General features: G+C 69.6%; 29 protein-coding genes. 13 read left to right on the top strand and 16 right to left on the bottom strand.

Going from position 1 to position 24,591, the window contains the following annotated elements; all coding sequences use genetic code 11:
• Nucleotides 1–85 precede the first annotated feature (85 nt).
• Complete coding sequence (locus tag ACZ61C_RS02605) at nucleotides 86–670, bottom strand: TetR/AcrR family transcriptional regulator C-terminal domain-containing protein (RefSeq protein ID WP_465302032.1); 585 nt, start codon at nucleotides 668–670, stop codon at nucleotides 86–88.
• 55 nt (nucleotides 671–725) lie between these two features.
• Between ACZ61C_RS02605 and ACZ61C_RS02610 the strand changes: the two genes are divergently transcribed.
• Nucleotides 726–1,178, top strand: coding sequence for a hypothetical protein (locus tag ACZ61C_RS02610; RefSeq protein ID WP_465302034.1), 453 nt, complete (start codon nucleotides 726–728; stop codon nucleotides 1,176–1,178).
• Here the strand turns inward: ACZ61C_RS02610 and ACZ61C_RS02615 are convergent.
• From ACZ61C_RS02615 to ACZ61C_RS02635, 5 genes are all read right to left on the bottom strand, one after another.
• Nucleotides 1,099–1,554 carry a DUF4190 domain-containing protein gene (locus ACZ61C_RS02615; RefSeq protein WP_465302036.1) on the bottom strand — a complete coding sequence of 152 codons (456 nt, stop codon included), beginning with the start codon at nucleotides 1,552–1,554 and terminating at the stop codon, nucleotides 1,099–1,101. The genes ACZ61C_RS02610 and ACZ61C_RS02615 overlap by 80 nt on opposite strands.
• Before the next feature lie 57 nt (nucleotides 1,555–1,611).
• On the bottom strand, nucleotides 1,612–2,430 hold the full coding sequence (locus ACZ61C_RS02620; RefSeq protein ID WP_465302038.1) for a carbohydrate ABC transporter permease: 819 nt from the start codon (nucleotides 2,428–2,430) through the stop codon (nucleotides 1,612–1,614).
• The gene (locus tag ACZ61C_RS02625; RefSeq protein ID WP_465302040.1) at nucleotides 2,427–3,323 is read right to left on the bottom strand and encodes a carbohydrate ABC transporter permease; all 897 of its coding nucleotides are present in this window, start codon (nucleotides 3,321–3,323) and stop codon (nucleotides 2,427–2,429) included. Before ACZ61C_RS02625 ends, ACZ61C_RS02620 begins: the two co-directional genes overlap by 4 nt.
• Complete coding sequence (locus ACZ61C_RS02630; protein WP_465302042.1) at nucleotides 3,320–4,606, bottom strand: ABC transporter substrate-binding protein; 1,287 nt, start codon at nucleotides 4,604–4,606, stop codon at nucleotides 3,320–3,322. Before ACZ61C_RS02630 ends, ACZ61C_RS02625 begins: the two co-directional genes overlap by 4 nt.
• Before the next feature lie 101 nt (nucleotides 4,607–4,707).
• Nucleotides 4,708–6,336, bottom strand: a complete 1,629-nt coding sequence (locus ACZ61C_RS02635) for a long-chain fatty acid--CoA ligase (RefSeq protein WP_465302044.1) — start codon at nucleotides 6,334–6,336, stop codon at nucleotides 4,708–4,710.
• Nucleotides 6,337–6,782: 446 nt separating this feature from the next.
• Here ACZ61C_RS02635 and mihF point away from each other — a divergent pair, with 446 nt between their 5' ends.
• Entirely contained in the window at nucleotides 6,783–7,094 is a 312-nt protein-coding gene (mihF, locus tag ACZ61C_RS02640) for an integration host factor, actinobacterial type (protein ID WP_026468624.1), read from the top strand.
• An 83-nt stretch (nucleotides 7,095–7,177) separates the two neighbouring features.
• Nucleotides 7,178–8,398 (top strand): isochorismate synthase, encoded by a 1,221-nt coding sequence (locus tag ACZ61C_RS02645; protein ID WP_465302046.1) that lies wholly within the window; start codon nucleotides 7,178–7,180, stop codon nucleotides 8,396–8,398.
• Nucleotides 8,399–8,461: 63 nt separating this feature from the next.
• Here the strand turns inward: ACZ61C_RS02645 and ACZ61C_RS02650 are convergent, their stop codons facing one another.
• The 4 genes from ACZ61C_RS02650 to ACZ61C_RS02665 form a co-directional block, all read right to left on the bottom strand.
• Entirely contained in the window at nucleotides 8,462–8,782 is a 321-nt protein-coding gene (locus ACZ61C_RS02650) for a DUF6247 family protein (RefSeq protein ID WP_465302048.1), read from the bottom strand.
• Nucleotides 8,783–8,790: 8 nt separating this feature from the next.
• Nucleotides 8,791–9,483, bottom strand: coding sequence for a 4'-phosphopantetheinyl transferase family protein (locus ACZ61C_RS02655; RefSeq protein ID WP_465302759.1), 693 nt, complete (start codon nucleotides 9,481–9,483; stop codon nucleotides 8,791–8,793).
• The gene (locus tag ACZ61C_RS02660; protein ID WP_465302050.1) at nucleotides 9,440–9,802 is read right to left on the bottom strand and encodes a hypothetical protein; all 363 of its coding nucleotides are present in this window, start codon (nucleotides 9,800–9,802) and stop codon (nucleotides 9,440–9,442) included. The genes ACZ61C_RS02655 and ACZ61C_RS02660 overlap by 44 nt, the downstream gene beginning before the upstream one ends.
• Nucleotides 9,803–10,168: 366 nt before the next feature.
• The gene (locus tag ACZ61C_RS02665) at nucleotides 10,169–10,330 is read right to left on the bottom strand and encodes a hypothetical protein (protein WP_465302052.1); all 162 of its coding nucleotides are present in this window, start codon (nucleotides 10,328–10,330) and stop codon (nucleotides 10,169–10,171) included.
• Nucleotides 10,331–10,646: 316 nt separating this feature from the next.
• On the opposite strand from ACZ61C_RS02665, the gene ACZ61C_RS02670 reads away from it, so the two are divergent.
• Entirely contained in the window at nucleotides 10,647–11,816 is a 1,170-nt protein-coding gene (locus ACZ61C_RS02670; protein WP_395920695.1) for an acyl-CoA dehydrogenase family protein, read from the top strand.
• 65 nt (nucleotides 11,817–11,881) lie between these two features.
• Here ACZ61C_RS02670 and ACZ61C_RS02675 read toward each other — a convergent pair whose 3' ends face one another.
• The 4 genes from ACZ61C_RS02675 to ACZ61C_RS02690 are packed head-to-tail and all read right to left on the bottom strand — an operon-like array spanning nucleotide 11,882 to nucleotide 15,177.
• A complete protein-coding gene (locus ACZ61C_RS02675; RefSeq protein ID WP_465302054.1) occupies nucleotides 11,882–12,202 on the bottom strand; it encodes a hypothetical protein in 321 nt (106 codons plus the stop codon).
• A 58-nt stretch (nucleotides 12,203–12,260) separates the two neighbouring features.
• Nucleotides 12,261–12,902 carry a TetR/AcrR family transcriptional regulator gene (locus tag ACZ61C_RS02680; RefSeq protein ID WP_465302056.1) on the bottom strand — a complete coding sequence of 214 codons (642 nt, stop codon included), beginning with the start codon at nucleotides 12,900–12,902 and terminating at the stop codon, nucleotides 12,261–12,263.
• The gene (locus ACZ61C_RS02685) at nucleotides 12,893–14,443 is read right to left on the bottom strand and encodes an ATP-dependent acyl-CoA ligase (RefSeq protein ID WP_465302058.1); all 1,551 of its coding nucleotides are present in this window, start codon (nucleotides 14,441–14,443) and stop codon (nucleotides 12,893–12,895) included. Before ACZ61C_RS02685 ends, ACZ61C_RS02680 begins: the two co-directional genes overlap by 10 nt.
• The gene (locus ACZ61C_RS02690) at nucleotides 14,440–15,177 is read right to left on the bottom strand and encodes an enoyl-CoA hydratase/isomerase family protein (protein ID WP_465302060.1); all 738 of its coding nucleotides are present in this window, start codon (nucleotides 15,175–15,177) and stop codon (nucleotides 14,440–14,442) included. The genes ACZ61C_RS02685 and ACZ61C_RS02690 overlap by 4 nt, the downstream gene beginning before the upstream one ends.
• 48 nt (nucleotides 15,178–15,225) lie before the next feature.
• Here ACZ61C_RS02690 and ACZ61C_RS02695 point away from each other — a divergent pair, with 48 nt between their 5' ends.
• The gene (locus ACZ61C_RS02695) at nucleotides 15,226–16,818 is read left to right on the top strand and encodes an amidohydrolase (RefSeq protein WP_465302062.1); all 1,593 of its coding nucleotides are present in this window, start codon (nucleotides 15,226–15,228) and stop codon (nucleotides 16,816–16,818) included.
• A 34-nt stretch (nucleotides 16,819–16,852) separates the two neighbouring features.
• Here the strand turns inward: ACZ61C_RS02695 and ACZ61C_RS02700 are convergent, their stop codons facing one another.
• Nucleotides 16,853–17,176, bottom strand: a complete 324-nt coding sequence (locus tag ACZ61C_RS02700; protein WP_465302063.1) for a hypothetical protein — start codon at nucleotides 17,174–17,176, stop codon at nucleotides 16,853–16,855.
• Between the two features lie 55 nt (nucleotides 17,177–17,231).
• On the opposite strand from ACZ61C_RS02700, the gene ACZ61C_RS02705 reads away from it, so the two are divergent.
• From ACZ61C_RS02705 to ACZ61C_RS02735, 7 genes are all read left to right on the top strand, one after another.
• Entirely contained in the window at nucleotides 17,232–17,672 is a 441-nt protein-coding gene (locus ACZ61C_RS02705) for a GNAT family N-acetyltransferase (protein WP_465302064.1), read from the top strand.
• A 40-nt stretch (nucleotides 17,673–17,712) separates the two neighbouring features.
• A complete protein-coding gene (locus ACZ61C_RS02710; protein ID WP_465302066.1) occupies nucleotides 17,713–18,396 on the top strand; it encodes a metal-dependent transcriptional regulator in 684 nt (227 codons plus the stop codon).
• A gap of 69 nt (nucleotides 18,397–18,465) precedes the next feature.
• The gene (locus ACZ61C_RS02715; RefSeq protein ID WP_465302068.1) at nucleotides 18,466–19,284 is read left to right on the top strand and encodes an LLM class flavin-dependent oxidoreductase; all 819 of its coding nucleotides are present in this window, start codon (nucleotides 18,466–18,468) and stop codon (nucleotides 19,282–19,284) included.
• A 73-nt stretch (nucleotides 19,285–19,357) separates the two neighbouring features.
• The gene (locus ACZ61C_RS02720; protein ID WP_465302070.1) at nucleotides 19,358–19,702 is read left to right on the top strand and encodes a transcriptional regulator; all 345 of its coding nucleotides are present in this window, start codon (nucleotides 19,358–19,360) and stop codon (nucleotides 19,700–19,702) included.
• Between the two features lie 47 nt (nucleotides 19,703–19,749).
• A complete protein-coding gene (locus ACZ61C_RS02725) occupies nucleotides 19,750–20,808 on the top strand; it encodes a zinc-binding dehydrogenase (protein ID WP_465302072.1) in 1,059 nt (352 codons plus the stop codon).
• 247 nt (nucleotides 20,809–21,055) lie between these two features.
• Nucleotides 21,056–21,682 (top strand): alpha-ketoglutarate-dependent dioxygenase AlkB family protein, encoded by a 627-nt coding sequence (locus tag ACZ61C_RS02730; RefSeq protein ID WP_465302074.1) that lies wholly within the window; start codon nucleotides 21,056–21,058, stop codon nucleotides 21,680–21,682.
• An 862-nt stretch (nucleotides 21,683–22,544) separates the two neighbouring features.
• A complete protein-coding gene (locus tag ACZ61C_RS02735) occupies nucleotides 22,545–23,528 on the top strand; it encodes a hypothetical protein (protein ID WP_465302076.1) in 984 nt (327 codons plus the stop codon).
• Between the two features lie 21 nt (nucleotides 23,529–23,549).
• Here the strand turns inward: ACZ61C_RS02735 and ACZ61C_RS02740 are convergent, their stop codons facing one another.
• The gene (locus ACZ61C_RS02740) at nucleotides 23,550–24,158 is read right to left on the bottom strand and encodes an ArsR/SmtB family transcription factor (protein WP_465302078.1); all 609 of its coding nucleotides are present in this window, start codon (nucleotides 24,156–24,158) and stop codon (nucleotides 23,550–23,552) included.
• Nucleotides 24,159–24,316: 158 nt separating this feature from the next.
• On the opposite strand from ACZ61C_RS02740, the gene ACZ61C_RS02745 reads away from it, so the two are divergent.
• Nucleotides 24,317–24,538 carry a hypothetical protein gene (locus ACZ61C_RS02745; RefSeq protein ID WP_465302080.1) on the top strand — a complete coding sequence of 74 codons (222 nt, stop codon included), beginning with the start codon at nucleotides 24,317–24,319 and terminating at the stop codon, nucleotides 24,536–24,538.
• Nucleotides 24,539–24,591 lie beyond the last annotated feature (53 nt).

Here is a 24,591-nt window from a genome sequence, read left to right on the forward strand (position 1 = left end):
GGACGCCGGTGTCCGGGCGGTGAACGTGACATTTCGAGGTACCCTGTCACAGGTGTCGGGGTGGGTGTACCGCCGAAGGTCGTGGTCATTTCCGCCGGTGGGCGAGACCGTCGAGGATGACTTCGGTGCCCAGCGCGAAGAGGGCGTCGGCGGTCGTCTTGGCGAAGGCCGGGCCGAGGGCTTTGACGGCGGGGAAGTCGTCCAGCCGGTCCTGGAACGCCTGCGCCGCTTCGGGATCACGTTCCTGGACCGAACCGAGGACGTGCGCGGTGAGCAGCTGCGAGATGCCCGCGGTGTCCTCGGGGGAGAAGCCGGCGTCCCGGAGGATCCGGACGGTGGTTTCGATGTGGGCCAGCCGGTTCGGGCCGGGCGGGCGGTCGCGGAGCAGGGTGGCGGCGTCGCGGTGCTTGAGGAGCAGCGCGCGGAACTGGTTCAGGCCCTGCTCGAGCTGGTCGCGCCACGGCCGGGTGCCGTCGATCTCGAAGGCGTCTTCGCAGAGGGTTTCGGCGAGGAGGTCGAGGAGCTGGGCCTTGTCCTTGACGTGCCAGTAGAGGGTCGGCGAGCTGACGCCGAGCCGGGCGGCGAGCCGCCGGGTGCTCAGCTCGGCGAGGCCGGCTTCGTCCAGCAGTTCGAGGGCGGCTTCGGTGATCCGGCGGCGATCGAGCGGCACCTGGCGCACTCTATCAGTGATAGATTGGTCTCTATCACTGATAGGGGGGGCTGGGATGCGGTGGTGGGTGGCCGGGTGTTCGCTGGTTTTCGCGATCGGGACGGCGTTGCAGAACTTCGTGGTGATCTCACCCGAACTGGTGGCCCGCGCGGCTTTCCTGTCGGGAGCGCCGCCGTCGGACGGCTTCCTGACGGGGCTGCGCCTGGTTGGGGACGTCTACCTGGTGGGCAACCTACTGGGGTTGCTGGTGCTGTCCGGGCGCGCGTGGGTGTGGTGGGTGGTGCTGGTGGTGAATGCGACGCAGGCGTTGGGCGTCTTCGTGATCCCGCCGTCGGTGTGGCGGGCGACGGTGGATCTGTACGGCTGGGCGGGGCTGCTGCCGTCGCTGGTGACCGACGGCGGCGCGCTCGTGCTGACGGTGGTGCTGGTCAGCAGGCTATTCCGCACGCGGTTCCGGCCGCGGCGAACATGCCGAAGAAGAACAGCATCACGACCAGAGCCGGGATGACCGCGATGATGCCGCACACCAGGCCGGCGATGCCCATGCCGTTGCCGGTGTACCCGGGCCGGCCGGCCTGGACCATCCCGGCCCACGACAGGCCGATCGCGAGGAAGCCGAGGAGCAGGTCGACGAAGGGGACCCAGAACGCCAGCAGTGCCACGATGCCGAGCACCATGCCCGCGACCGCGAGGCCGCTCGTGCGCAGGATCGGGTACGCGACCACGGGGTACGGCTGCTGACCGTAGGGCTGCGCGGGGTACGGCTGGGAAACGTGGGGCTGCACGGGGTACGGCTGCGTCCCCCACGGCTGGACCGGCCCCGAAGGCGGGTACGCCGGATCGATCGGCGGCTGGTCAGCCTGGTGAGGGTCGTAACTGGTCACTGTGCACCTGCTTCTGTCCGTCCACAGCGGAGTCGCGCGGACGGCTTCGCACGTTACTCAGGTCCCGCCCAGGCCGGACTCCGTCACCCCGCGGACCAGGTACCGCTGCAGGAACACGAACAGCAGCACGATCGGCAGGATCGACACCGCCGCCGCCAGGAAGAGCAGGTTCAGCTGCGGGTTCTGCGCCGTCAACAACCCCGACAGCGCCACCTGGACCGTCCACGAGTCCGGGGACTGGGCGATGATCAGCGGCCACAGGAACGCGTTCCAGCTGCCGATCACCGTGATGACCGCGATCGCCGCGAAGAAGCCGCGGGAGTTCGGGACCACGATGCGCCAGAACACTCCCCAGCGCGTCAACCCGTCCACCCGGCCCGCTTCCTCCAGCTCGCGGGGGAAGTCCAAAAAGTACTGCCGGAACAGGAACACGCTGAACGCGCTGAACAGCCCCGGGATCACCAGGCCGCGGAAGTCCGACAGCCAGCCGAGCGTCGAGACCACCACGAAGCTCGGCACGAACGTCACCGACGTCGGGATCATCAGCGTCGCCAGCACCGCGTAGAACACCAGGCGCGAGTGCCGGTACGGGATGCGCGCCAGGCCGTAGCCCGCCAGCGAGCAGATCACCAGCAGGCCGGTCGTCTGCAGGGTCGCGACCAGTGCCGAGTTCAGCAAGCTCCGTCCAAAAGGGACGTCCGAAAGGGAGAACAGCCGCGAGAAGTTCTCCCAGTGCACTGTGGACGGGAAGAACGTCCACTCCGGAGCGGTGATCTCCGCGCGGGACGCCAGGCCGTTGCGCAGCAGCAGGTAGAACGGCAGCAGGAACAGGACCGCCGCCACGGCGAGGGACGCCCAGCGCAGGACCGCCTTCATGACGCACGCCCGAAGCGGAGCACGCGGCCCTGTAGCAGCGTCACCAGCGCGATGATCAGCGCCAAGATCACCGCGCCCGCGCTGCCGCGGCCGAGGTCCTGGCCGCCCGAACCCAAGGACGTGTAATACAGGTACACCAACGGCGGCCGGGCGAACGGCGGGTAACCGCGGGAGTCGCCCATGATGTTGTAGAACTCGTCGAACGCCTGGTACGCGTTGATCAGGTTCAGCAGCAGCACCGCCACGGCCGTCGCGCGCAGCTGCGGCAGCGTGATGTGCCGGAAGACCTGCCATCCCGGCTTCGCGCCGTCGAGCCACGCGGCCTCGTACAGGTGCCGCGGGATGCGTTGCAGTGCCGCGATGAACAGGATCATGTAGAACCCGAGCTGCAGCCACAACCGCGCCGTCACCAAGACGACCCAGTACAGCGGCGGGCTGACCGTCCCGGTCCAGGCCACCGGGTCCGCGCCGAACAAGGCGAGCACCGTGTTCGCGAGTCCGTACCGGACACCCGAGAACAGCGACGTCTTCCAGATCAGCGACGCCACGACGTACGAGCACGCGAACGGCAGGAAGAACACCGACCGGAAGAACGCCTGCGCGAACCGCAGCTGGTTGACCCCCAGCGCCAGGGCCAGCGACAGCACGAACGTCAGCGGCACGATGAACACCGCGAACACGCTGAACGTGCCCAGGCTCGACAGGAACGGCTCGTCGGTGAGCATGTGCCCGTAGTTGTCCAGCCCGACGAACTCGGTCGGCGTCACCGTGTTCCGGGCGTCGAAAAAGGACAGGTACGCGCTCCAGCCGATCGGCAGGTAGGCGAAGACCGCCAGCCCCAGCAGGAACGGCCCGACGAACAGCCAGAACGTCCGCGCGTCGCGCCGGTTCATCCGAACAGGCGCTTCAGTTCAGCCTGCGCGACTCCGACCGCCGTCTTGACCTGCGCCGCCGGGTCCGCTCCCTCTTTCGCGATCTTCGCGACCGCGTCCGACAGCGCCGTGTTCGCCTGCTGTGTCCACACCGGACCGCCGACGAGGTGGCTGTTCTCCTTGACGAACCGGGCGGCGTCGGCCGCCGGTCCCGAAGCCAGGCTGTCCGCCTTGGCGACCAGGCTCTGGCGGGCCGGGACGTGGAAGCCGAACTTCGTCGCGAACTCCAGCTGGTCCTGCGTCTGGTCGACCCACAGCCACTTCACGAACGCCTTGGCCTCGCCGACGTGCACGCTCTTGGCGTTCACCATCGCGCCGTACGCGCCGACCGGGACCGAAGGCGCGCCGGTGCCGTCGAGCCGCGGGAACGGCAGCACGCCGAAGTCGTCGTCGAACGCGTCGCGGATCTTGGGCATGTTCCACAGGCCGGTCCACTGCATCGCGGCCAGCCCGTCGATGAACGCGCCCGGGTCCGACCAGTCCGCCGGCGCGCCGAGCAGCAGGGAACCGTTGGTGTTCAACGTGTGCAGCTTGCCGAGCGCGGTCGCCGCGCGCGGGTCGTCGAAGCCGACTTCGCGGTTGCCGTTCTTCAGGTAGTCGAGGCCGGCCGACCACAGGAGCGGGCCGGTGAGCACCCCGACCCCGCCGTCGTTGCCCGCGAAGAGACCCTTGACGCCGTCCTTCGTCAGCTTCGACGCCGCGTCGACCAGCTCGTCGACGGACTGCGGCGGCTGCACCCCGGCGGCCTGCAGCAGGCTCTTGCGGTAGAAGAGCACCTGCGTGTCGGTGGCCTGCGGGATGCCGTAGACCTTGCCTTCGACGGTCTGCGCGGCGAGCACGGCCGGGCTGAAGTCGCCCTTGACCGGCGCGATGACGTCGTCGAGCGAGACGACCTGGTTCTGCCGCACCCAGTCGATCTTGACCTGCGCCTCGAAGACGTCCGGCACCTTGCTGTTCTGCAGCGCGGTGACGATCTTCGAGTCGTAGTCGCCGGGGTTCCACTGGACGTCGACCTTCGCGCCCGGGTAGCTCGCGGCGTACCGCTTGACGGCGTCCTGGACACCGTCCTCGCCGTAGGCGTGGTACCACTGCTGCAGCGTCACCTTCGGCGCGTCGGACGGCGGCGGGCCCGCCGAGTAGGCCGTCGACGGCGGCGGGTCACCCTGCCGCCCGGTGTTCGACCCGCAGGCCGCCGTCAGCGCGCCGACGCCCGCCAGCGCCAGGAACTTGCGCCTGTTGTGCATCCCCGGAACCCCTCCGTGAAGTTCGTGAAGGCCACGATGAGGAACACAGGGTTCCGCAAGGTGGCCTCCACGAACATGAAGACTCGCCGGAGATTTACCCGTTAGAGCTGCGCGATGTCGAGCCTTCCCTCGGAGTAGGACGCGCGGATCCGCTTCTTGTCGAACTTGCCGACGCTCGTCTTGGGCACTTCGTCCACGAACGTCCAGTTCTCCGGCAGCTGCCACTTCGCGACCTTGTCGCTGAGGAACTCGCGCAGCTCCTCGGGGGTGACGCTCTGGCCCTCCTTGAGCACGACGGCGACCAGCGGCCGCTCGTCCCACTTCTCGTCGGGGATGCCGACGACCGCGGCCTCGGCCACCGCCGGGTGCCCCATCACCTGGTTCTCCAGGTCGACCGAGGAGATCCACTCGCCGCCGGACTTGATGACGTCCTTGGCGCGGTCGGTCAGGGTGAGGAAGCCGTCCGGGCTGACCCGGCCGACGTCGCCGGTGCGCAGCCAGCCGTCGTGGAACTTGTCCGGGTCGATGTCGGACCCGCCGTAGTAGGACCCGGCGATCCACGGGCCCTGGACCTCGAGCTCGCCGACGGCCTCGTCGTCCCAGGGCAGCACCGAGCCGTCGTCGTCGATCAGCCGGGCCCGCACGGACGCCGGGAAGCGGCCCTGCGTGTAGCGGTAGCGCCAGGCGTCGTCGCCGGTCGCGGTGGCGGGCGGCCGCGCGACGCTGCCCAGCGGCGACGTCTCGGTCATGCCCCAGGCGTGCAGGATCGACACGTTGTGCTTCTCCTGGAACGCGCGCATCAGCGACGGCGGCACCGCGGACCCGCCGACGACGACCTCACGCAGGTGCGAGATGTCCTGCGAGTTCGCCTCGAGGTGGGCGAGCAGCCCCTGCCAGACGGTCGGGACCGCGCCGGCGAAGGTCGGCTTCTCCGCGGCCAGCATCGCCGCGATGGGCGCCGGCTGGAGGAACCGGTCCGGCATCAGGAGGGACGCGCCGACCATCAGCGCCGCGTACGGCAGGCCCCACGCCATCGCGTGGAACATCGGCACGATCGCCAGCGCCGTGTCGCTCTGCGCGAGGTTCATGCTGTCGCTCATGCAGACCTGCATCGAGTGCAGCCAGATCGAGCGGTGCGAGTAGGCGACGCCCTTGGGGTCACCCGTCGTGCCCGAGGTGTAACACATCGCGGCGGCGGAGCGCTCGTCGACGTCCGGCCAGTCGAAGGTGTCCGGCTGGCCGGCCAGCAGCTCGGCGTAGGAGTGCACCTGGATGCCGTCCGGCGCCTGCAGCGACGCCGCGTCGCCGTTGGCCACGATGACGTGCCGGACGGTCTTGAACTCCGGCAGCTGCTTCGCGAGCAGCGGGACCAGCGTGCCGTCGACGATGACGACGTGGTCCTCGGCGTGGTTGGCGACGAAGGTCAGCTGCTCGGGGAACAGCCGGATGTTCAGGGTGTGCAGCACGGCGCCCATCGCCGGGACGGCCAGGTACGCCGCCATGTGCTCGGCGTTGTTCCACATGAACGTGCCGACGCGCTGGTCGCCGGTCACGCCGAGGCCGCGGAGGGCGTTCGCGAGCCGGGCGGCGTTCCGGCCGAGGTCGCCGTAGGTCTCGCGCCGGCTTTCTGAACCGGTCCAGGTGATGACTTCGCTCGCCGAGTGCACCGACGTGCCGTGGCGGAGCAGGTTCGCCAGCGACAGCTGGCCGTCCTGCATGGTGCTCAACATGGTCGCTCCCGGGGGGTCGTTCGCCGGTGAACTGGGGTTGCGCCGACTCTAGTGCGGATCGGGTGAAGCGGGCATGGTCAACAACGGCTCCGTTCGGTCACGGTCGTCCCGCGATCGGGCGACGACCGAACGGTGATCATGATCGACTATTTTTGCGCTTTTCGTTGTGAGCAAGGAAATATGCGTCGAAACCCGGTGTAGCGGAGGCTTCACTTCCGGGTGAGTATGGCCACTCGGGACGGTTCTTGGGAGCGTTTCCGCAGGCCGGAGCGGGTTGCCCGCCGTCACCTCCGGGGGTAATAAGTGCGTGTCGGTTGCACGGCGTTGAACCCGGTGGCGTTTACTGGGGCCGTGGTAAGAGACGGCTGGCCAGCGCTTGCAGCAGCAAGCACTCACAAAAGCCGTCGGCCGCGAAAGCGGAGACCTGAGAGGAAAGGACTACTACGTTGGCTCTGCCTACGTTGACTCCGGAGCAGCGCGCCGATGCACTCGCCAAGGCGGCCGAGGCTCGCAAGGCGCGTTCGGAGCTGCTCGCGTCGATCAAGTCCGGCAAGGAGAGCATCGAAAAGGTGCTCAAGCAGGCCAAGGAGAACAAGACGATCGGGAAGACGAAGGTCACCCAGCTGCTGAAGGCCGTCCCCGGCCTCGGCGCGGTGAAGGTCGCCGCCCTGCTCGAGCAGGCCGGCATCGACCCGGACCGGCGCGCCGCCGGCCTGGGCGAGCGCCAGCGCGAGGCGCTCATCGACGCGCTCAAGTAGCCCGTCACCAGGAGCTCCCGCGAGGGGAGTGTCGCTCGTGACACTCCCCTCGCGGATCTCCCGAAGCCTGGGACGCTGGTGAGGTGAGCGCAGAGTCCCCTGGGGCCGAGCCCCAGACCCCAGCCGGGGGGCAAGCCCCCCTGGACCCCCCGAAAGCGGTCAGTCCGGCGACCCCGGCCTTAGACCTCGCTGCCCGCTACCAGCGTGGCGACTTCCTGTTCACGACGGCTTCGCGCGCACTCCTCGCGCAGGGCACGATCCGGACCGTCACCGAGACGGACCCGAGGCGGCTGGCCTCGGCCCTCCCCGGTGTGCTGGCCGAGACCGGCGCCCCGCTGGCCGTCGGCGTCCTGCCCTTCGACACCGGGCCCGACACGAAGGTGCCGGGTCACCTGGTGGTGCCCCGGACCGTCCACCGGTCCGAAGGCGCGCCGACCCTGCCGCGCGAGGTCCTGCCCGCGCCCGTGCGGGTGCGTGCGGTGCCCTCACCCGCGCAGCACATGTCTGCCGTCGCCGCGGCCGTCGACGCTCTTCGTGAGCGTGACCTGCGGAAGGCCGTCCTCGCGCGTGCCCTCGACCTCGAGTTCGACGCGCCGGTGTCCGCCGAACGGATCGTGCGCAACCTGGCCGTCGGCAACCCGCGGCACTTCACCTACGCGGCCGAGCTGCCCAGCGGCCGGTCGCTCGTCGGCGCGACGCCGGAGCTGCTGCTGCGCCGCACCGGCCGCACGGTGTTCTCGTCACCGCACGCCGGCTCGATGCCGCGTTCGGCCGACCCGGCGACCGACCGCGCCAACGGCGAGGCCCTGCGGACGTCCCGCAAGGACCAGCTGGAGCACGCCGTGGTGATCGACTACGTCGTCGAGGCGCTGCGGCCGTTCTGCCGGACGCTGGACGTCCCGGCCGGGCCGGAGCTGGTCACCACGCCGGCCATCTGGCACCTGCGCACCCCGATCACGGGCGAGCTGGCCGACCCGGACGTCACGGCCCTCGACCTCGCGGCGGCCCTGCACCCGACCCCGGCGATCTGCGGCACCCCGACCGAGGGCGCGCGCGAGCTGGTCAAGGAGCTGGAGCCGTTCGACCGCGACTACTACGCGGGCGCGGTCGGCTGGGTCGACGCGGCCGGCGACGGCGAGTGGGCGGTGGCGATCCGCTGCGCCGAGATCGCGTCGACGTCGATGCGCCTGTACGCCGGGGGTGGGATCGTCGCGGCTTCGGACCCGCAGGCGGAGCTGGACGAGACGACCGCGAAGTTCCGGACCCTGCTGGCGGCCATGGGCCTGGCGGACATCCCGGGCTGAGCTTCGGCAAAGCGCGGATCTGGTCTTGGACGTCGGGGTACACCTCGATGTCGTACGCCACGGTCAGAGGCCGAGTTCCGCCTTGAGTGAGCTCCAGGACCGGGTGCCGGTAGGTGGCTCCCCCGAGTGCTGGGTCTGGTTTGCCGCCTGGACCATGCGCCGGTGCGCGGCGGGGTCGGCCGCGGTGCTCCAGGCGACTCGTCGCCAGGACTCCAGCGTTTCGACCAGGTCAGTGAGACTCAGTGACTCGCGGGCGACGTCAAGGGAGTGGCGGTAGTCCTCGTCGAACCGGGGCACGTCCTCGGGTAGCAGCGCGGCCCGGATGGCCGCCGGCGACGTTCCGACGGGATACCGTGGTTCACCTGTGCTCGCCGGTGTGGACATGCTGATGACTATGGCCGCGGGACCCAGTGCTCCTCGGCCACCGACAGCTCGTCGGTGGTCAGCACCGCGATGGCCGCGCGGTAGCCGTCCGACGCCTTCAGGTCCACCAGGCGCGTCTTCGCCGGGTCGAGCGCCGCGTCGCCCGAGGACACCAGGCGGGCCGGCTCGTCGAAGCGGGAGAACGTGATGCTCTGCAGCGGGATGCGCAGGCCCTTGCCGGTGGCCTTCATCACCGCTTCCTTGCGCGTCCAGTAGACGAAGAACGCGCTCGCCTTCTCCGCCTCGGTCAGCCCGGTCAGGTGGCCGGCCTCGGCCGGGCTCAGCGCGTACTCGATCAGCCTCTCGTCGGCGGTGCGGGTGGCCGTCTCGACGTCCAGGCCGACCGGGACCGACGGGGTCGCCGCGACGCCGATCAGGTCGCCCGAGTGGGAGATCGACAACGTCAGGTCCGCGCCCGGCACCCGCGGGCGGCCGTGCGGCTTGCCGCAGTCTTCGCAGGTCGCGTCGAACTTCACGGCCTCGACCGCCCGGCCGAGCCACTCCGCCGCGACCGTCTTCGCCAGCACGCGGCCGGTCAGGAACCGCCGCTTGTCCGCGTCCTGGCGGTACGCCGCGAACCGGTCTTGCTCGACCTCGTCCAGCAAGCGCAGGAAGCGCTCATCGGCGGGCAGCGGGGGCGACCAGCGGACCACGATCTCCATCACGTCCCCGATCCTCCCGGGCGTCGAAGCCGTTGTCACGAACCCGGGCACAGGACTGGGGTAATTCCGGGGGCGCTACGACCAGTTCGGGGCCGGCACCCAGTTGCGCCGGACGAACAGGAGGCCCTTCTCCGCGTCGGTGATGAGCCGGGACCGCGCCGGCCGCTTCCCAGCACACCAGGTCACCCGCCTTGACGAACGACTCGAAACACCGGTAGTAGCCGAGGTGGATGTCGCTGGTGTCGATGCCGAAACCGGTGTCCTTCTTGGTCTCCGACACGGAGTCGACGGCCGACTTGACCTCGCTCACCACCTTCACCGCGGCGTCCTTCAGCGTCTTCGGGAAGTTGAGCGAAGTTCAGGTTCTCGGTGAGGCTCGTCCACACGTCCGCGGTCTGGTCCGGGACCGTGAGCTCGATCGAGCGCCGGAGGCGGACTTCTTCGAGCAGGTCGAAGGTCGCGTCGAGTACCTGGGTGTTGGCCACTTCGCCGTGCTCGTCCAGGCTGCCGATCTTCTGGCCGGAGAGCACGTCGGCGTGGGCGAAGAACCGGTCCCGGAGCGTTCCCCGGAAATCTCGTACTCGTCCCAGGGCAGCTTCCGTGAGGTCTCCCACTTGTTCCCGTCCCGGAACTCCGTCACCCGGGGGCCTTCGTTCTGCTCGGGGTGCGCCAGGGGCACGACCTGTCACCGGTCACTCCCCGCGTCCAGGCCGCGGCCGATCTCCCGCAGCATGCTCACGTGGTTCTCCTCGGTCGAGCGCACCAGACCGTGCGCGGTCCCGAGCCGTTCGGACATCCCTTGCAGGAACGCCACAAAAGCGCGTTCCTCCTGCGCGAGGACATCCATCTGCGCCAGCCATTCACGGCCGAACTCGCCGATGAGCCCTGGAACATCCCGGTCACCCCGTAACCGCCGGAAAGGGCTTTCCCGTCACGCAATGCATTGAGGTTCGCCTCGAGCGTCCCGGCCAAGGTGCCGTAGTGCGCGGCGGCGGCGCGTCGACCGCCAGGTCGGCGTACGATGTGTCCGATTTCACAATTTTCCGGCGACGGCGCGGGCAGCCTCGTGATCGATCCGGTCGTGTCCTTGCATGCCGGTGGTGGTGCGCGCAAAATGGCGATGTAAGCAAGCGCTTAGCCAGTGTCGGAGGAGCAGCTCACCGATGGACTTTTCTCTCAGCACCGAAGAACGTGAAGTGCGCGACTGGGTCCGCACGTTCGTCCAGCGCGAGCTGATCCCGCTCGAGCAGGAGGTCCTCCGCCGCGAGCGCGCGCACCAGCCCGGCCTCACCGGCGAAGAGCTCAAGGACCTCCAGCTGAAGGCCAAGGAGTCCGGCTTCTGGGGCGTGCTGACGCCGGAGGAGTACGGCGGCATGGGCCTGTCCGCCGTGATGGCCGCGCTGCTGGAGGCCGAGCTCGGCCGCACCTTCGTGCCGTTCCGCTTCGGCGGCGCCGCGGACAACATCCTGTTCCACGCCAACGAAGAGCAGAAGCAGACCTACCTGCTGCCGACCATCTCGGGCGAGCGCAAGTCCTGCTTCGCGATCACCGAGCCGGGCGCCGGGTCGGACGCCAAGGCCATCCGCACCACCGCCCGCAAGGACGGCACGGACTGGGTCATCAACGGCGAGAAGACCTTCATCACCGGGGGCAACGAGGCCGACTTCACGATGGTCTTCGCGATCACCGACCCGGAAAAGGGCGCGAACGGCGGTGTCACGTGCTTCCTGGTCGACCGCGAGGCCGGCTGGAAGTCCGAATACATCGACACCATGGGCGAGTGGGGCCCGGCGTCGCTGATCTTCCAGGACGTCCGCGTGCCCGAAACGCAGATCCTCGGTGAAGAGGGCCGCGGCTTCGAACTGGCGATGCAGTGGATCGGCCAGGGCCGGTACCTCCTGCCGGCGCGCGCGATCGGTTCGTGCGAGCGGCTGATCACGATGGCCATCGAACACGCCAACACGCGCGAGACGTTCGGGCAGAAGATCGCGGAACGCCAGGCGATCCAGTGGATGATCGCCGACTCCGGGGTCGAGCTGGAAGCGCTGCGGTGGCTGGTGCTCAACGCCGCGTGGCAGGTCGACCAGGGTGTCGACTCGCGGCACGCGCAGTCGATCGCGAAGCTCTACGGCGGCCAGAAGGCCAACGAAATCGTCGACCGCGTTCTGCAGATCCACGGCGGGATGGGCTACACGCGGGAACTGCCAGTCGAGCGCTGGTACCGCGAGCTGCGGCTGCTGCGCATCTACGAGGGCACCGACGAGATCCAGCGCCGCACGATCGCGCGCAACCTGCTCAAGGGGCACGTGAAGGTCGGTGGCGTCCTCGGCTGAGGCCGCGAAGTGCGTCAAGGCCACCTCCCGGACGTCCGCGAGGTGGCCTTGACGGCAAGTCGGAGCTACGTCTTGTTGCGGATGGCGATCGGCACGCCCGCCAGGTCCTCTTCGTTGCACAGCAGTTTCACGTCGTAGTACGGCGAGCCCTGCCGGTCGTCGTAGTCGAGGTGGATGGCCAGCACGTCGAGCGGCTCACCTAGCCACTCCTGAGCCTGCCGTAGCCACTTCGAGCACCGCTCGAGGGCGGTGGGGAGATCGTCATCGCGGAACTCGACCGGGCGGTAGGGTACGTCCTGCACCTGATCGCGGGGGTGTGCCGGCGCCGGGAGGCCCGGCGCGAGACCCGAGTCGTCCAGTTCCAGTTGGATCGTTTCCTCAGTCACCCTTCGAGCGTCCCCCACGCACGCGTTCTGAGCAAGGCGTACACAGGTAAAAGCGCCGCTAAACGGACATGCCCCACTCTTTCGCGACGATTTCCCGGCAGCGTCGCAAGTCGGTGACTCCGGGCGGGGACGTGCAGGCCAGCGCCCTCGACGCCAGCTCCGCGTAGTGCTCGGCGAGCTGGTCCAGCGCCAGCGGGCCGCGGGGCGAATACCACCGCGCGACACCACTGCACATCTCCAGCAGCGCCAGCCGCGTCACCGCCGGGTGTTCGGTGTGGAACACCCCGGCCGCGACCCCTTCGTCGATCGCTGTGGCCCACAGCCGTTCGTACGCGTCGCGCAGCGCCACGACGGGTTCGCGTGCGGCGGGGGAAAGCACGTCGACTTCGTTGTCCACCACGCGGGTTTCCGCCGGCCCGACGGCGTGCGCGAGCACGTGCAGCGCGACCAGCGTGCGCAGCCGGTGCACCGGGTCCGCACTCCCGGCGGTCGCCTCGCGGGCGGCGTCGAGCAGGCGGTTCAGCGCGGTGTGCATGATCTCCGCGAGCAGATCTTCCTTGGTGCCCATGTAGTGGTACAGGCTCGCCGACGAAAGTTCCGCCTCCTGCGCCAGATCCCGGATGCCGGTGCCGTGGAAGCCCTTGGTGGCGAACAGCTTCACGGCCGCCGCGCGGACCCGTTCCCGGCTGCTCACAGCCATGTCTCCGCCTTCGTGTCCCACGAGCCGGCGCGCGGGTCGGCCACCTTCCGCAGCTCACCCTTGGCGACCCGCTCGGACGGCGTCATCGGCAGCTCGCCGGCGAACGCCCAGAACCGCGGAACCTTGAAGTAGGCCAGCTTTTCCGCGCAGAATGCGGCCAGCTCGGCCGGGTCCGGGCGCTCGCCGTCACACACGACGTACGCCTTGACCTCCTCGCCGCGCAGCTCGTCGGGCACCGCGACGACGGCGGCGAGCCGCACCGCCGGGTGCAGCAGCAGCGCGCGTTCGACCTCGTCGGCGGAGATGTTCTCGCCGCTGCGCCGGATCATGTCCTTGGTGCGGCCCACGTAGTACACGCGGCCGGCGTCGTCCTCGCGGGCGAGGTCGCCGGTGTGGAACCAGCCGTTCTCGAACGCCTTCGCCGTCGCCTCGGGATCGTCGTGGTACCCGTGCATCAGCCCGATCCCGCGGATCAGCAGCTGGCCGGTTTCCCCGCGGGGCAACGGTTTCCCGTCGTCGCCGGCGATCATCACCTCGCGGTCGCGGCTGGGGCGGCCGAGGCAGCCGGTGCCGACGGTCTCGTCGTGGTCGGCGACGCCCATCCGGATGTCCCCGCCGGTCTCGGTCATCCCGAACGCCTCGTACCACGGCACACCCCACCGCCGTTCGAGCTCGGCGTGCAGGTCGCGCGGGATCGCGGACGCGCAGATCGCGCGGACCCGGTGTTCGCGGTCGGCCGCGGACGGCTCCTGGCGCAGCAGCAGCGTCGGCATCAGGCCCAGGCAGTAGAACCACGTGACGCCGTGTTCGCGCACCTTCGCCCAGAATGTGCTGGGGTGGAAGCGGTCCAGCACGACGAGCGTGGCGCCGCCCGCGAGCCCGAGCGCGACGTTCCACTGTGGATCGATGTAGTGGAACGGCTGCGCGGTGAGGACGACGTCGGACTCGCCGATCGCCGGGAAGTCCGTCGCGAGGCCCACGGCCAGGGTGGTCCAGTACCGGTTCGGCAGCACGCAGCCCTTCGGCGCGCCGGTGGTGCCGGACGTGTACTGGATGTTCACCGGGAGTTCAGGCACCGGCGTGAAGCCCGCACTTTCACGTGAAAGTGCGGGCCCCAGGTGGGCACTTTCACGTGAAAGTGCGGCTGGGGTGACGACGTCGGTGAGGCCGATCCGGGTGAGCAGGTCGGTGAACTCGGGTGCGGCGACGGCCAGCTTCGCGCCCGAGTGGCGGAGGACGTGGGCGCCGTCGAACTCCTGGTAGTTCGTGTTGACCGGCACCATGATCGCGCCGAGCTTGGCCAGCGCCAGCCAGGTCAGCGGGAACTCCGGCTGGTTGCGCAGCATCACGGCGACTCGGTCGCCGGGACCGATGCCACGCCGGCCCAGGCCCGCGGCGACGTGTGAACTGAGCCGGTCGACGTCGGCGAAGGTGAAGCGCTGGTCGTTCTCGTCGAACACCCACGCCGTGCGCTCCGGCCACAGCTCGGCTGCGCGCGTGACGAGCTGGTGCAGCGTCCCGACGTCGGCGAGCGGCGTCACGTCCGGCTCCGGAAGGCCTCCGTGGACGCGGCGACCGCGGCCGAGTGCTCGGTGATGAGGGCGTGGCTGACTTCCAGCTCCAGCGCGGGTTCGACGTCGATCGGGGTGTCAAGCACGCGCTTCGCCATCGCCGCGGCGGCCGGCGGGTGCTCGGCGATCCGCTTCGCCCAGCTCCGTGCCTCGGCCTGGAGCTGGTCGGCGGGCACGGCCGCGTTGACCATGCCGAGCTCCGCGGCCTTCCGGCCGTCGAAGCGCTCGCCGAGCAGGAGGAGCTCCTTCGCCTTGAGCGGGCCGACCAGCAGCGGCAGCAGCCGCGACGCGGCGCCGGTGACGCTCAGGCCGAGCGAGACCTCCGGGAAGGCGAAGACGGCGTCTTCGGCGGCGAGGATGAGGTCACAGCCCAGCGCGAACTCCGCGCCGGCGCCGATCGCGTAGCCGTGTACCGCGGCGATCACCGGCTGACGCAGGGCGCGCAGTCGCCGCGTGACGTCCTGGAGCCGGTCCAGCCGGGCCCGCGAGTCACCCTCGGGGGTGGGCTCCTTGAGGTCGTGACCGGCGCAGAAGGCCCGGCCGTTGCCGGAGAGCACCACGACGCGGGCGTCGCTGCGGGCGGCCGCGTCGAGCGCGGCGAGGAAGTCGTCGACCAGGACGGCGGCGACCGCGTTCAGCCGCTCGGGCCGGTTCAGCCGGATCTGCGCGATGCCGTCCTCGACGGCGAACTTCACGGTGGGCATGACGCCGATGCTAGACGTTCGATCGATCGATCGATAGCCTCTGGAGATATGCGGGTCGACGCGGTTTACGAGAACGCCACGGTGTGGACGGGCACGGGCGTGACCAGCGCGGTCGCCGTGCTGCACGGCCGGGTCGTCGCGCTGGGGGACGACGCCCGGGCGTTGTCCGCGCGCACGCGGGTCGACCTCGCGGGCGGGTTCGTCGTGCCGGGGTTCCACGACGCGCACAACCACATGGCGTGGTTCGGGATGGCGCTGGACGACGTCGCGCTGGGGAGCTGCCGCAGCGTCGAGGAGGTTTACGACGCCGTCGCCGCGCGGGCCGCGTCGCTGCCCGCCGGGAGCTGGGTCGTCGGGAGCGGGTACGACCAGAACAAGCTCGTGGGCGGCCACCCGGACCGCCACGCCCTGGACCGCGCGGCGCCCGGGATGCTGGTGCGGCTCAAGCACACGTCCGGGCACATGACCGTGGTCAACTCGGCCGTTCTCGACCAGCTGGACCTGGCGAACGTGCCGGTCGGCGGGGACGTGGTGCTCGCCGCCGACGGCTCGCCGACGGGGTTGCTGCGCGAGCAGGCCCAGCTGCTGCTGCGGCCGCTGATCTACCCGACGCCGGTTTCGCGGGTCGTGCGCGGGCTCGACCGGGCGTCCGAGCGGTATCTCTCGGAAGGGATCACCAGCGTCCAGGAGGCCGGGATCGGCGGCGGGCTGGTCGGGGAGACCCCCGCGGAGCTGGCCGCCTACCAGGAGGCGCGCGAGGCCGGCGTGCTGCGCGTGCGCAGCACGGTGATGGTCGCCGCGAGCGTGCTGCACGACCTGCCCGACGGCGCCGGGTTCGGCCTCGACCTCGGCCTGCGCACCGGCCTCGGCGACTCCTGGCTGCGCGTCGGGCCCATGAAGCTGTTCGCGGACGGCTCGCTGGTCGGGCGGACGTGCGCGATGCACGAGCCGTTCGACGGCGAGCCGGACAACCGCGGCTACTTCCAGGTGCCCGAGGACTCCCTGGCGACCACGATCCGGCGCGCGCACGACGCGGGCTGGCAGATCGCGACCCACGCGATCGGCGACCGCGCGATCACCGTCGTGCTCGACGCGTACGAAGCCGCATTGGCCGCTTCGCCGCGTACGGACCATCGGCACCGCATCGAGCACTGCGCCGTGCTTCAGCCCGCGGAGCTGACTCGACTCGCTTCGCTGGGGCTGATCGCTTCGCCGCAGGGACGGTTCGTCAACGAGCTCGGCGACGGCATGCGCGCCGCCCTCGGCGAGGCGCGCGTGCCGTGGTGTTACCGGCTGCGAAGCGTGCTTGACGCGGGTTGTGTGCTTCCCGCGTCTTCGGACCGCCCCGTGGTGAACGGCGCTCCGCTGCTCGCGCTGGCCGACATGGTGCGCCGGCGTACGGCGTCTGGCGCGCCCTTCTCGCCCGAAGAGGCGCTGACGCCGGAGGAGGCGTTGCGCGCGTACACGTACGGCTCGGCGTACGCGACCTTCGCGGAGGGAGAGCTGGGCACGCTCGAGCCGGGGAAGCTCGCCGACTTCGCGGTGCTTTCCGGGTCGCCGCTGGAGGAGTCCGCTTTGGACGACCTGCGCGTGCTGGGCACGGCCGTGGGCGGCGAACTGCGATATCAGGCGCCATCGTGACGCATCACCGCCTCCCGGTAGCCGGCGTGCTCGCTCATCGCGCGCCGCCGGCGAACTCGAGCGCCTCGTCGGCCAGCTCCCGCCACGGCTCGGGCGAGTCGTTCGCCAGCGCCAGCCACTCCTTCATCGGGGTGCCCTTGTTCGCGTCGAAGCGCACGCCGTGGCCGGCTTCGACCAGTTCGTCCACGCGCGCCTTCGGCAGCTTGAGCACCAGCTGCCCGCGGACGAACATGGCGAAGATCCGCCCGTGCGAGCGCAGCGCCGAACGCCCGAAGCCGCCGGTCGCGCCCGGTGGCGTGATGCCCGGGCGCCCGGTGTACTCCTCGACCAGGTCCTCGAACCGCTCTTCTGGTGACATCGACCACCTCCTGAGCCGACAGTAACGACCACCACCGACAGAAACGGGAGGCGAGATGCCCGTCCGCGACGCCGTCTTCGAAGACATCGAAGAGATCTGCGCGCTCATCGAAGAGCACGCCGTCTACGAGGACAACCACGACCTGAAGCTGGACCGCGCCGAGATGAGCGGTCACCTGTTCGGGCCCGATCCCAAGGCGTGGGTGCTGATCGCGACCCCGCCGGGTGCGCCCGGCACGGTCGCCGGCTTCGCCTTCTGCAGCTGGAACTTCTCCACGTGGGAGGCCCGGCCGGGGATCTGGCTCGACGACGTGTTCGTCCGGCCCGCCCACCGGCGTCACGGCCTCGGCGGCGAGCTGCTCAACGAGCTGCGCAACCGCACCACGGGCCGCGTCGAGTGGGACATGCAGGCGGGCAACGAGAAGGGCGAGGCGTTCTACGCCCAGCTCGGCGCGGAACCGGTGCCCGGCTGGATCCGCTACCGCTGGCGGCCGTGAACTTTCACGAGAAAGAACCGGGCCCCGTATCGTATGCGGCATGGGAGATGGTTCGGTCCGGAGGTCCTCGTCGGTCGAGGACTACGTCCGGGTGATCTACGGCCTGGTCGAGCGGGGTGAGGCGGTCACGAACACCTCGCTCGCCGGCCGGCTGGAGGTCAGCCCGTCCTCGGCGTCGGGGATGGTCACGAAGCTGTCCCAGCTCGGGCTGGTCACGCACGTCCCGTACCGCGGGATCGAGCTGACCGCGGACGGCAGGCTGCTCGCGCGCTCGGTCCTGCGGCGGCACCGGCTGATCGAGACGTACCTGGTCTCCGAGCTCGGCTACACGTGGGACGAGGTCCACGCGGAGGCCGACGCACTCGAGCACGCGGTGTCCGACAGGCTGGTCGAGCGCATCGCGGCCAAGCTCGGCAACCCGGTCCGCGACCCCCACGGCGACCCGATCCCGGCCCCGGACGGCAGCGTCGAGGAGCTCTCGGTCCGCATCCTGGACGACCTCGAGCCGGGCGCGGTCGGCGAGATCGTCCGGGTGTGGGACACGGACCCGGAGCTCCTGCGGTATTTGACGGAGCACGCGATCAACCTGGGCGAACGCATCGAGGTGGTGGAGCGGCAGCCGTTCGGCGGGCCGTTGGTGGTGAAGGTGGGTTCCCCGCCGGATGCGGCTACGCATGCCATCGGCAAGGAGATCGCGCAGGCCTTGTCGGTCACCCTGCGTTGAGCGGCGTACGCGCGGATGACGTCCTGAAGCGGATGTGGTGACAGGCCTGCGAAGCCGACCATGGCCCGCATGACTCCCTTCCGCTTCGGCATCGTCGCCGGTTACGCGCCCGACCTGGCCGCCTGGACGGCCCAAGCCCGGCGGACCGAGGATCTCGGCTTCGACACCCTGCTCGCCACCGATCCCGTCGGTTCCGCCGATCCCTTCGTCCTGCTCGGGGCCGCGGCCGCCGTCACCACCAAGCTGCGGCTCGGCACCTTCGTGCTCGCCGACCCCTTCCGGGACGCCCGCGCCCTCGACTGGCAGGTTCGGACCCTGCACCAGCAGACCGGTGGGCGGTTCGAGCTCGGGCTCGGGGTCGGGCGGCCCGGGGCGAAGGAGCACACCGAAGACCTCGGCCGGGAATTCGCCTCACCGGGTGAGCGCATCACACGGATGGCCGAGACGATCACACACTTCAAGCGATCGATCGACCGCCCGCGGCTGGTTCTCGCCGGCGGGGGGCCGAAAATGCTGGCGCTCGCCGCGCAAGAAGCCGACACCGTCACCTTCACCTGGGCGCCGAAGACCACCGAGGCCCAGGCGCAGTCCATTGTGGATCGATTCCGGGCGCTCGCCGGGGCGCGGCTGCCGGAGATCGAGCTCGGGCTGAACCTCATGGCCGTCGGGGACGCGCCGTCGCCGGGGGTCGCTCGGTGGGCCGGGGTCGACGTGCCCGAGCTCGCCGCGGCCGGCGCCGTCACCGTGCTGCCCGAAGATCCAGGTCAAGCGGTGGAAAGGCTTCTCGGCTGGCGGGAGCGGTGGGGGATTGCCTACGTCACGATCAACTCGGGCTACGCGGAACCGTTCGCGGCGATCGCGGCCGAGGCGCGCACGGCAGGTGGGTGAGGGCCCTTCCGATCTTGCGACGCTGGGCCTACGCTCCAATTTTCCGTATTCGGGAGTGCTTCGGAGCGTTGTGATGACCGGTCAGCGAACACGCACCATCGACCGGGGGGAACAGGCGGAGCTGAGCCAGCTGCTCGCCGCCGGGCCGTTCGACCTGGCCCTGCGGGCGGCGATCCGGGCCCGTGGGCTCGGCCTCGACCGGATCCGCTATCGCTTGCGCGGCAGGGGAACCACGGTCAGCCTGGCCACCCTCAGCCACTGGCAGTCCGGGCGGTGCCGGCCCGAGCGGCCGGAGTCGTTGGAGGCGTTGCGGAATCTCGAGGACATCCTGAACGTGCCGGACGGCTCGCTCAGCAGGCTCCTCGGGCCGCCGCGCGGCAGAACGCGTTTCCACGTTCGGCAACCGCCGCTCAACTGAGCGGCACCAACGGAAAACCGCTCAGGTGAGCACGTAGGCTCGCGAGCATGCGAGCTGTCGTGATGGAGGAGTTCGGTCGCCCGCCCGTGGTGCGGGACGTGCCGGAGCCGGTGGCCGCGCCGGGTGGCGTGGTGATCGAGGTCGACGCGACCGGGGTGTGCCGCAGCGACTGGCACACCTGGCAGGGCCACGACACCGCGGTGAAGCTGCCGCACGTCGCCGGGCACGAGCTGGCCGGCCGGATCGTCGCGCTCGGCGAAGGCGTGCGCGGGTGGGAGCTCGGCGCGCGCGTCACCGTGCCGTTCGTCTGCGCCTGCGGGGCGTGCGCCCAGTGCGCCCGCGGCGACCAGCAGATCTGCGACCGCGAGTTCCAGCCCGGCGCGACGCACTGGGGGGCGTTCGCCGAGCGCGTCGCGATCGAGCACGCCGAGACGAACCTGGTGGCGCTGCCGGACTCCCTCGGCGCGGCCGAAGCCGCTGCCCTCGGCTGCCGGTTCGGGACGGCGTTCCGCGCGGTGCTGCGGCAGGGCCGCGTCAGCGCGGGGCAGTGGGTCTCGGTCTACGGCTGCGGCGGGGTCGGGATCTCCGCGGTGCTGCTGGCCGTCGCGGCGGGCGCGAAGGTCGTCGCGGTCGACGTCTCGCCGGCCGCGCTCCGGCTGGCCGCCGAGTCCGGCGCCGTCCACACCGTCGACTCGTCGGCCTTCGACGGCCCGGAAGCCGTCGCCGAGCATGTGCGCGAGCTGACCGGCGGCGGCACGCACGTCTCGCTCGACTGCCTCGGCGCGCCGTCGACGTGTGCCGCTTCGGTCGGCAGCCTCCGCAAGCGCGGGCGGCACGTCCAGGCCGGGCTCATGCCGCCCGCGCAGGGTGTCGCGCCGATCCCGATGCACCGGGTGATCGGCGGTGAGCTGGAGCTGGTCGGGATCCACGGCCTGCAGGCCCACGAGTACCCGGAGCTCCTGCGCGTCGTGGACGCGGCGGGCATCAACCTCGCCGCGCTGATCGGCCGCCGGATCGGGCTCGACGACGTCCCGGCCGCGCTGGCCGCGATGAACGACCCCGTCCCGGCGCAGGCGGGAGTCACCGTGGTGACTTTCGGTGACTGAATCGCGGCGTCCGGTCAAGTGACCCGTTCGTAGCTGATCGACGCTGGTCTTGTGACATTCAGGTGTGGGAACGTCTAGCGATGGTGGCCCAACGCGAGGGGAATAGGCCGCAGGAGCGTCCCGCTGGTCCATGGGGACGCCTCCTGCGGCTGTTTGCCGCCACGGAGGTCACGGTCCGCGGTCACCGGGTTGTCTCTTCATCGGTGACCGAGAGTGTGCGCCGGGAGTCTCCGGCACAATCGAGGTGATGGACGCCCTCCTGCCGCGCCCCCGCGCCGAACTCGCGCCCGGCGCCGTGCACGTGCCCGACTGGCTCGGTTTCGACGAACAGCGTGAGCTCGTCGCCGCCTGCCGCGGCTGGCCCGGCTACCGCAACACGACGTACCCCAACGGCGGCGTCATGTCGGTCAAGACGGTCTGCCTCGGCTGGCACTGGTACCCGTACGGCTACTCGCGCACGACCGACGAGGGCAAGCCGGTGCTGCCGTTCCCGGAGTGGCTCGGCGACCTCGGCCGTCGCGCGCTCGCGGACGCGTACGGCGAGCCGGCCGAGGACTACGAGCCCGACACGGCGCTGGTCAACTTCTACGCCGCGAAGACGAAGATGGGGCAGCACCAGGACAAGGACGAGCAGAGTTCGGCGCCGGTGGTGTCCCTCAGCCTCGGCGACACGTGCGTGTTCCGCTTCGGCAACACGGAGTCGCGCGCGAAGCCGTACACTGACGTCGAACTGCACTCGGGCGACTTGTTCGTGTTCGGTGGCGCGTCCCGCTTCGCCTACCACGGCGTGCCGCGGACGCTGGCGGGCACGGCCGATCCCGCGCTGGGCCTGACCGGGCGGCTGAACATCACGCTGCGGGTGTCCGGGCTCTAGTCCTCCGTGGACTCTTCCGCTCCACTTGCAGCTACGACGTGCATTTCGAGCATCGGTTAATAGACGCGATGATAATTGCGGAAATACTTCTGGGCGCAGGCGTTTCCGGTGGCTAGTGTCGGAGCTGGTTCAGGAACGATTTGCCGGGACGTGGGCTCGAGGCTCCTGACCAGGGCGTTGACGGGCGTGGAGGTCAGGTCGCTGGACGTCTGCAAAACTGGACAGATCTTGGACATGTTCTGGACGAAAAGTGGTCAAAAGCTGCGTCGCACCTCGGGTGTGCCGTAACTCTTGAACCAGCGATCTGTCTGTTGGTCCAGGCGGTCTCGCGGAGGGGGTCTCCGGTTGCAGCTGGTGGCCCCCTCGAACCTGTCACTGCTCCGCTACTCTGCGTAGACCTTCTTTCCTCTTCTGCTTGCCTTGCGTAAGAATCATCACGTCCGCGTGGTTCGGGGCTGCAACCCTGGCCGCTCATGTCGGATAACGCCTGGGCCACAGAGCAGAAAGGATGGTGACTCAGTGTCACCAATTCGTAGGGAGAAGCCCTGCACTCCCGATCTTGATCCGCCGGAACCCGGAGGGCCCTCGCGACGGACGATCATCATCGTCATCGCGATCCAGGCCTTCACGGGGTTCTTGATCACGCGCGGCTATCCGCTGGAGGCAGCCCTCGCGGCATCCGGCGCCAGCTGTGTACTCGCGAGCCAAGTCGGACGTCTCGGCAGGGTTCGACCGCATTGGATTTCCTGAAAGCGGCCGTGCGGAAGCGATCTTCGATTGTCCCGGAGAAAGACTTCGATGGGACAGGCTTCCGCGCGGCCGGCTCCTCGGCTGCTTCCCTGATCGCGCATTGGGGGTTGGGATGATCCCCTTCAGCACTGCGGACATGGTTGGTGAGCTGAAGGTCCTGCGCAAGGGACGGGGAGTCTTCACCACGCCGTTGACGGACCGCGTCGGGCCTGCTCTGCGAGCTGCGTGCGGCATTCTAGAAGATGACGACACGGTGGAGATGCGGCGCAAGTTGTCGGGTCGTTTGCGGCCGCTCGTCGACTCTTTGCCGGACGACCTGAAGGTCGCTCTGCTCGCGGCGTTCGCGCTGGATGAGCGGGCGCGCAAGCCGTTCTACCAGGAGCGGGTGCACTGGGCGGCGATCACCCTTGACCGCGACGATCGAACGGTGCGGCGGCGGATCGACGAGGGAATCGAGCAGCTTGCCGCGCTGGCCGTGGCGGTCGGCGAGTCGAGCCTGGGGCCTCGCTATCCGAGTCGGAGTTGGCACACCGAAGAACTGCGCGTCTCACTGGCGCTGGATCAGCCGGTGGCGGAAGCGTTCGAATTCCGCCGTGTAGTCGCCGACGTCGACGAAGTCGGCGAACTGGACCTCGCGTTGACACTGGTCGCGCCGGGCGACTCTGCCGAATCGATGCGGGAGTCAGACCTCGATGTCGACGTGTTTCACGGCGGCGTGCTGGTCGGCCGGGTGATGGAGTCGAGTGACCGTATCGGATTGTCGTTGCGTCTGCCAGAACCGTTGCGCCGCGGCGAGCGGCATGAGATCGGACTCCGGTTCCGGGCGCGTTTGAGTCAGCCGCATTACGTCTGTGTGCCGCGACATCCTTGCGATCTGTTCGATCTGCACGTCCGGTTTGGTGACCGTGTGCCGGATCGGATAGTGCGGCTGGAGAAGACTTTCCAGGTCGACACGCGTGAACCGTCGCCGCGTGGCGCCCCGCTGACAGTCGATAACGCGGGCGAGGTGCACGTACGGTTTCGTCACTTGGCACCTGGCTTCGCGTACGGGATCAGGTGGAGCAGTGGTGTGGTTGAAGGAGTTCATACGCATTAAGGGGTAGTTGCGCGGCTAGTCTCAGTCGCCGTCTTCCTCAGGTCGCGGGACGGAGTCCTCCGTGGACTCTTCCTCGGGCACCACGATGAGCCGCACCGCGAGGGCGCGGGAGCCTTGCGGGTGCTTTCCCGGTTCGGTGACGTACTTCCAGAGCAGGTTCTGGTACTCCTCGACGAACGACGTGACCTGCTCCTTCGTCAGGTGCAGGCCGGCGCGGTAGATCTGGTTCCAGCCCCTGGAGTTGTCGTAACCCGCGTACGCGCGCGTGACCAGGCCGAGGTCGTGGCTCATCTTCAGGGCGCCTAGCTTCGTCGCCGCTTCGCGCTCGTCCGGGGTCATCTCGAGGCCCGGTGGGGTGTAGATGTCCTTCATCAGCGACTTCCACCAGCGTTCGCGGCCCGTGGAGCGCTCCTCGATCTCCGCGATGAGGTCGAGGTCGGCGAGCTTGCGGAGGTGGTAGCTGGTCGTCCCGGTGCTTTCGCCGAGGGCCTTCGCGACGCTCGTCGAGTTCGCTTCGCCGTGTTTGCCCAGGTAGGACAGGATGTCACGGCGCACCGGGTTGGCGAGGGCCTTGTAGAAGGCCTTGAGATCCGCGCCGGTGAGGACGCGCCGTTCGGGACGTTCGACCATGGTTGGAGCGTACTACAGAGGATGTTTGCAAAGAATCTCTGCAATCGCTACCGTGGCTCGCATGGGGACAAGGCGAAGACTTTTCGGGGCGGCGGGACGCGCAGCACTGGCGGCCACGCCGACGTGGTGTTTTCGCTGCTCATGGTGGGAGCCGGCGCATGTCTGACCTGAGCCCGCAGCTGCGCGACGAGATCGACGACCAGGTCGCGGAGGCGCTGGACGCCTACCTGGCCGAACCCGGCAGGGTGCCGGGCCGCCGCCTGTGGCCGTTGTGGCTGGCGATCGTCCTCACGAACGTCGCCTGGCTGGTGGTCGTGGGGGGGGGGGAGGGGGGGGGGGGCCCCCCCAAAACCGGGGGGGGAAAACAAGATCAGCCCTAGGGGAGAGGGGCCGCATGGCGACACACTTTCTCTTCTCCCCCCCACCCCAACCA

The sequence above is a fragment of the Amycolatopsis sp. NPDC104587 genome (assembly GCF_055583645.1).